Below are 6,380 nucleotides of genomic sequence, written 5' to 3' on the forward strand. Positions count from 1 at the left end.
GCGGAGCCGCAGAGCAAAAAACAATTCTCGTATCTCTGCGTCCCTGCGTCTCTGCGTTAAAGGATTACTTTTTCAGGTATTTGATCATGCAGCATTCATTCTGGTCAGGACCGCTTTTATAGGTCACTTCGTCCATGCATTTCTTCATGATCAAGACTCCAAGACCGCCCCTCTTTTTTTGCTTGTAGAAGTGAGCCAGCTCATCCACCAAAACAAACTGCGAACTATCGATCTGGTCCCCCGTATGAAGAATGCGGACGGTGAACTTGTCTCCTTCCATCTCAAAAATGACCCGCATCTTCTTCCCTTCCTGGCCGTGATAAGAATGTTCAATCACATTCGTAAGCGCCTCTTCCACAGCAAGCGCTGCAGTTTCCGAATCTCTTTTTCCAAACCCCATAGACTCGGCCAGAGTACAACAAAGCATCCGGATCGCATTCAGATGCTTTGTCATACTGGGAAGGTGGATTTCCACTGTCTCTTCTACGCGGTTTTTGGTTATGGGTTCGGAATTCAATGTTTTGCCTCAAAACTCTGAATTGCTTTGTCTTCTGTATCGAAAATGGAATACAGATGGGTAAAACCCAAAACATCAAAAATGTTGAAAACCGTTTCATTCATGCTGCACATGCGAATATCGCCTTCGTTTTCCCGAATTTGATCGATAAAGCCCATGATGGCTCCGAGTCCTGCGCTGGCGATGTAAGAAAGATCCCTGCAGTTGATCACGATGTTATGTTGATTCTGTTCAATCAGGTTTTGTATAACTGATTCAAAATCTCTGGCAGTGTGAGCATTGATGAAGCCGACAGGTTCTACCACAGCTACGTTCCCTAGAGAACGGACATCTATTTTCAGCTCAGGCATGATTCACCTTTTGAGTTCCATTATAGCAGTACAGGAATAGTATTACGGACCTCGTTGCTTCGCAAAAGTGTTCAGGTATAATACCGGCAGGGGTCAAAGATGTTATTGTGCTACAGGTGTCATCGCGAGATTTCCGCGAATTCCGCTTTTCCTTCGCTTTGTCCATATTGTTCCTCAGCAATCCATTGCTGTCAGAACTGTCAATACTATGACGAGTTTTCACCCAATAAATGTTCCGAGCCTGCGGCTGATTGGGTTCCAGACAAGCAAAAAGCAAATTTCTGCCCATTCTTTGAGTTTGTCCAGCCCGTCATAATAAAAAGACCAATGGAAGTGGACAAAGCCAAGGCATACTGGGAATCTTTGTGGAAAAAAGCTCAATAAAACTGGTACAGCTAGTGGAGCGGCCAGAACACCGGTACTGCCAATAGTACGGCTGCCATCACCAGGAGTGTCAAGACCACCCCGCATTTTGGGAAATCTACAAATTTGTATTTACCGGGACTATACACGAGCGCGCAAGCCGGCTCCAAGGGAGTAACGAATGATGCGGAAGCCGCAAGGGCTACGGTCATGATGAATGTTCTGGGATTGAGGTGCAAATTCGTTGCAGCAGAAAGCGCGATAGGCGCCACTAAAAGGGAAGCCGCTGCATTGGACATGGGTTGCGTAAGCAAAACGGTAAGCAGAAAGAAGCAGGCGAGTAATGCGGTCGGTCCCAGACCGCCGATCCAGTAAACAAGGAAAGACCCTAACTGCGTTGCCAAACCGGTTTTTTGCATAGCCAATCCGAGAGCGGTCATGCCACCGATTAAAACAATCGCCGGCCAGTGAATCGAGTGATAAGCATCTCCAACAGACAAACATCCGCTCAGCACCATTAGTAACGCTCCGATCAGTACAGCGACCACGATCGGTACGCTTTGGATTGCGCTGGCGATAATGACCCCGAGAAAAATAAGAATAGCAATTCGTGCCTTGCGCTTGCGAAATGGAGATACAGGCAGATCCTGCAACACCAGAATATCGCGGTAAAGCCTGAGCTCATCTATATCTTCTTTGCGGCCTTGAACCAGCAGGATATCTCCCAATTGCAGTGGTATTTCCGAAATCTGCTCACGAATCGGATATCCACCACGATGAATCGCAAGAACGATGAGATTGTATTTCTGCCGGAATTGAGCTTCTTTCAGAGAACGTCCAATTAATTCCGAAGTAGGACTTAAAAGAATCTCTGCCAGCTGAATCCCCTCATGTTCCAGTTCACGTGACGTTAATTTGAAATCCGGCTTGATCTCGATCCCGTAGGTATCTTTTACTTTTAAGATATTGCTGATGCTACCTTCCACGATCAGAAGGTCTCCTTGCTGAAACGTGAGTTGAGGGGGCAAAATAAATTGGCGCTTATCGTTTCGAATAAGACTGACAATGTTCAAGTCCAACTTTTCTGAAAAGCGGCTTTCCAGAATTGTCTTACCGATTAACGGAGAATTGCTAAGGACCACGACTTCGGTGATGTATTCACGCAATTGATAAGTTTCGGGCAGAGAGCCATCGCCACGCGAAGGCAAGACCCTGTGGCCAATCGTGATCATGTAGAGAATACCAACTGCGGCGATAATCAAACCGATCGGCGCAAATTCAAAAAAACCAAAAGGATTCATTTCATTGCGGACTAAATACGCGCTCATCACCACATTGGTAGAGGTTCCTATGGCGGTGCAGGTTCCTCCTAACATTGAACCGAAAGCAATCGGCATCAAAAACTTTCCAGGATGGATTTGTGAACGGTTGGCGATTCCCAGCGCCACTGGAAGCATAACTGCAGTGGCCGCGACGTTATTAATGAATGCGGAAATGATAATGACGACAAGCATCGAAAGCGCCAAAAGAAATATGTAATTCTTTCCGGCGAGCGTTTCGATTTTGCGGCCTACGAAATTCACCACTCCTGTGCGGACAAGCCCCGCGGACAACACAAAGACGCATCCGATCGTAATCAGCGCCGGGTCCCCAAAACCGAGAAATGCCTCCTGAGTTGTGAGGATCCGGCCCAAGATCAGAGCAAGCACGGCCAGTAATGCGACTAGCTCAGCGGCAAGAACATCCTTTATAAAAAGGATCATGCAGCCTGTCAGGATAGCGATAACGACCCAGATTTCCATAGGTTTTGTAGTGTGGGCATTGCCGCCCCTCGAGTTCGATTAGATTGTTTTTGCGGGCAACGTGCTAGCACCGCATGTATTTCCCCGGTATGATTGCGCATTTTGAATATCCAGTTGGATTTGAGCTTTCAGCTCCTCCACACCGGCAAAACGCATTTCATCTCGTAGTTTATGAAAGAAGTGCAATTCCATTCTTGATCCGTACAAATCTCCTGAGAAATCCAACAAATGTGCTTCCACTGTGAGTTTCTTGCCCTGGAAGGTAGGCCTGACTCCGACATTTGTTACCGCACAGAGGCTCTGGCTTTCAATACCGGCACGGCATACATACACCCCTTTAGCCGGAACAATTTCATTTTCAAAATCCAGGTTCGCGGTGGGAATGCCGATTTTACCGCCAAGATGCTCCCCTTCCACGATCGTCCCTACCAGCGCGAAAGGATCACCGAGAAAATCGGTGGCCTCCTCCATCCGGCCCTGTTGAATAAACTCGCGGATTTGAGAAGAGGAGATTCGAATTCCATTCCTATGCACTTCTGGAATCCCCATCACATGGAAATCGTTCGCCTCCCCCATCTTTCTAAGCAGCGACAGATCTCCTCGCTTCTGGTGACCGAATGAAAAATTCTCTCCAACCACGAAATATTGAACCCTTAATTTATCAATCAAAAACTCTTGAACGAACTCTTCCGGACTTTTCTTCGCAAACTTCGAGCTGAAGGGAACGACGATTGTGTGTTCAAGGCCGAGTGATTCCAGCTTATTAAGTCTCTGCTGCAAAGTTTGAATCAAAGGAGGGGCCGTCTGAGGCTGAAGAATCTTTTTTGGCACCGGATCAAAGGTTACGGCGACGCCAGGTATGTGTGAATTCCTTGCCAGGTCGATTGTCTTTTCCAAAATAACTCGATGGCCAACGTGCACACCGTCATAGTTTCCCAGGGAGACGGCGGTTTTGCCGATCGACTTCCAGTTCTCGAATCCGCCATGAACTACCATGCTTCTTCCATTTCCAGGCTCAAGCCGTCATAAGACAGACGAACGGAATCTGGCAACTCTGCATTCGCGCGGTCGTGATCAAAATCGTGACTGAGATGTGTGAAAAAGGCGCGTTCAGGCTGGACCCGGCGAATGATTTCGAGAGCTTTGTCGACATTCAAATGAGTGGGATGCGGTTCACGGCGAAGCACTCCCAGAATCAATACGGACGTTCCTTCCAGTAAACGGTAGGTATCGTCAGGAATTTCGCTGCAATCAGTGATATAGCTAAGTCCGCCGATTCGATAACCATTGACCGGCAATTTTCCATGAAGAACAGGCAACGGCCGAATGGGAATGTTCAAAAAATCAAATGTTCCCGAGATCACGCGCGGCTCAATTCGTGGAATGCTTCCTCCAGGCTGGGGATCCGTAAAGACATATTGAAACATGTTGCAAATATACTTCATGGTCGGTTCATTACCGAAACAGGGAATGTGAATGCGCTGGAAAAAATTGAAGGGACGCAGGTCATCCAGACCCAGGATGTGATCGGCGTGCGAATGAGTGTACAAAACTGCATCCACCCTCTTAAGATTTTCGCGGATCGCTTGCTGCCTGAAATCCGTCGCGGTATCGATCAGAAAATTTTTGTTATCGATACTAACAAGTAACGAAGGCCTCGTTCTCTTGTTCTTTGGATCATCAGACGTGCATACTGCGCAAGTACAGGCAATCGTCGGAACGCCAAGAGACGTCCCACTTCCCATAAAAGTGACTTTCATATTGCAAATTGCATATTGAAAATTGCAAAAAAGCTATTCGCAGACTGAATTTTTTTTGAAATATGCAATCTGCAATAACTTTAGTTCTCGAAGCGAATGGTAGCTTCCGGTTTCTTTTTTGGAGGAGGTGGCGGAACTTCTTCCATTCTGCCTACCGTCCTTCGAATCTGCGACCTTTTTACGACTTCTCCTCCAGCATTGGAGCCGGCCAATATATAGGTGTCTTCGCTTACATCATACATATAGGGACGCGACCACGGATCGAGAATGTCTTCTTCCCTCAAGTAATTGTTTTCGACCAGCTCATCCAGTTTTGCGGGGAGACTTCCATGCACGTAGAAATACATCATGATGCTGGAATCCAGTTGATTCAAACGAGTGTCGTTTAGACGGGCTTTCAGATCCGCTTCATCCTTCGCGTCGAAAAAGGAACTGAGCGGCACTTTCAGCGGATCTCGGATACCAAGAACCACAGCGCCCAGAATAACTGCAGCCAGAATGGGAAAAGCAAAACGAGCAAAATCAATCCCTTCTTTTTGAGCCCTGATGGAAATCGTAGGCTGAAGGTTTATTCGCGGAGTTGCTGCCGCCGGTTCGATAATTCTTCTTTCGAGCAAATCATAAAGCGCTTTGCAGGTATGAAATTCACCCAGCTTACTACCTTCTACAACTTCTGCTACCGTGCTCATGCCGTTTACGAGCAAATAAACGGAGTACTCTTCCCGGCTCAAACGGATCCTATCGGTATCAGAACGATCCCCACCATCCTGATCGTCCAATTCCAGGTCTTGAGCCGAAATCATCGGCCTGAATATCAGATTCGTATTTGAAATTTTCTTTTCGATTACCGGCCATTCATCGATCATATGAATCCCTTCCATCAGGATGCTTTCTGCGCTAACCGGTGGAATGCTTTCAGCCGCCTCGGGATCCACTTTGGCTTTCTGGTCAAAATAGTATTCGCCGGTTGTCCAACGGAATAACCGGTAGATCATTTGAGTGACTTGAATTTGCAAGGCTTCTTTGAGCTGGTCCCTTGAAATGTAATTCCGGTCGACAAGAATAAAGCCGATCTTTTGAAGGGTTTTCTGCTGGAGTTCGAGGGCTTCCGTGAGCCCGTCCTGAGTAATGAGGCCCGTTTTCACGAGCACTTTTCCGATTCGGTCTTCCAGCTTCTTGGGGACCGAATCAGCTCCGACCACCATGCCGTGATGGAAAGTTACACTGACGGTTTCTTGAGAGTTTTTCAGTGTTAAGATCCCTGTTTTCCTCTGGATCCCAATCAACTGAAAGATATCGGCCAGACTAAAATCTTCTAGCGTCCCTTCTAATGCCATGCGGTGTTTTATTGCCTGGCCATCATTATATCGTAGTGGCAGAGCATTTTCCTTCCGGCATGTATGAACATGCCAAATCGCTAAGCTTTAGCCTTTCATTGAAATCACTATCCGCACAAAATGCTCTGGAGTATCGCGAGAAAAGCAGAGCATTGCTTGCGGGAAGAAAGTTCGTGATGTTGCAAGCATTTGTGGCGAAACAAGTTCATTCAAAGGCAAAGACAAATGCTCTGCCACTACGCTTTCTTTAA

The 6,380-nt window shown here is 47.0% G+C and carries 6 protein-coding genes; all 6 read right to left on the reverse strand.

Annotated features, from left to right (window positions below; genetic code table 11):
* Positions 1-64: 64 nt before the first annotated feature.
* Positions 65-517: an ATP-binding protein gene (locus L0156_23665; GenBank protein MCI0605996.1), complete on the reverse strand. Its 453-nt coding sequence runs from the start codon at positions 515-517 to the stop codon at positions 65-67.
* The gene (locus L0156_23670) at positions 514-867 is read right to left on the reverse strand and encodes an STAS domain-containing protein (GenBank protein MCI0605997.1); all 354 of its coding nucleotides are present in this window, start codon (positions 865-867) and stop codon (positions 514-516) included. The genes L0156_23665 and L0156_23670 overlap by 4 nt, the downstream gene beginning before the upstream one ends.
* Before the next feature lie 395 nt (positions 868-1,262).
* The gene (locus L0156_23675; protein ID MCI0605998.1) at positions 1,263-3,032 is read right to left on the reverse strand and encodes an SLC13 family permease; all 1,770 of its coding nucleotides are present in this window, start codon (positions 3,030-3,032) and stop codon (positions 1,263-1,265) included.
* A gap of 39 nt (positions 3,033-3,071) precedes the next feature.
* Positions 3,072-4,028, reverse strand: coding sequence for a bifunctional riboflavin kinase/FAD synthetase (locus L0156_23680; GenBank protein ID MCI0605999.1), 957 nt, complete (start codon positions 4,026-4,028; stop codon positions 3,072-3,074).
* Entirely contained in the window at positions 4,022-4,792 is a 771-nt protein-coding gene (locus tag L0156_23685; protein ID MCI0606000.1) for an MBL fold metallo-hydrolase, read from the reverse strand. Before L0156_23685 ends, L0156_23680 begins: the two co-directional genes overlap by 7 nt.
* Positions 4,793-4,872: 80 nt before the next feature.
* Positions 4,873-6,129, reverse strand: a complete 1,257-nt coding sequence (locus L0156_23690; GenBank protein MCI0606001.1) for a DUF4388 domain-containing protein — start codon at positions 6,127-6,129, stop codon at positions 4,873-4,875.
* Positions 6,130-6,380 lie beyond the last annotated feature (251 nt).

It is taken from the genome of bacterium, from assembly GCA_022616075.1.
Taxonomy (GTDB): Bacteria; Acidobacteriota; HRBIN11; order JAKEFK01; family JAKEFK01; genus JAKEFK01.

Coding starts and splice junctions, on each gene's coding strand:
- L0156_23670 (MCI0605997.1), bottom strand. CDS start 867: ATGCCTGAGCTGAAAATAGATGTCCGTTCTCTAGGGAACGTAGCTGTG.
- L0156_23675 (MCI0605998.1), bottom strand. CDS start 3,032: ATGGAAATCTGGGTCGTTATCGCTATCCTGACAGGCTGCATGATCCTT.
- L0156_23680 (MCI0605999.1), bottom strand. CDS start 4,028: ATGGTAGTTCATGGCGGATTCGAGAACTGGAAGTCGATCGGCAAAACC.
- L0156_23685 (MCI0606000.1), bottom strand. CDS start 4,792: ATGAAAGTCACTTTTATGGGAAGTGGGACGTCTCTTGGCGTTCCGACG.
- L0156_23690 (MCI0606001.1), bottom strand. CDS start 6,129: ATGGCATTAGAAGGGACGCTAGAAGATTTTAGTCTGGCCGATATCTTT.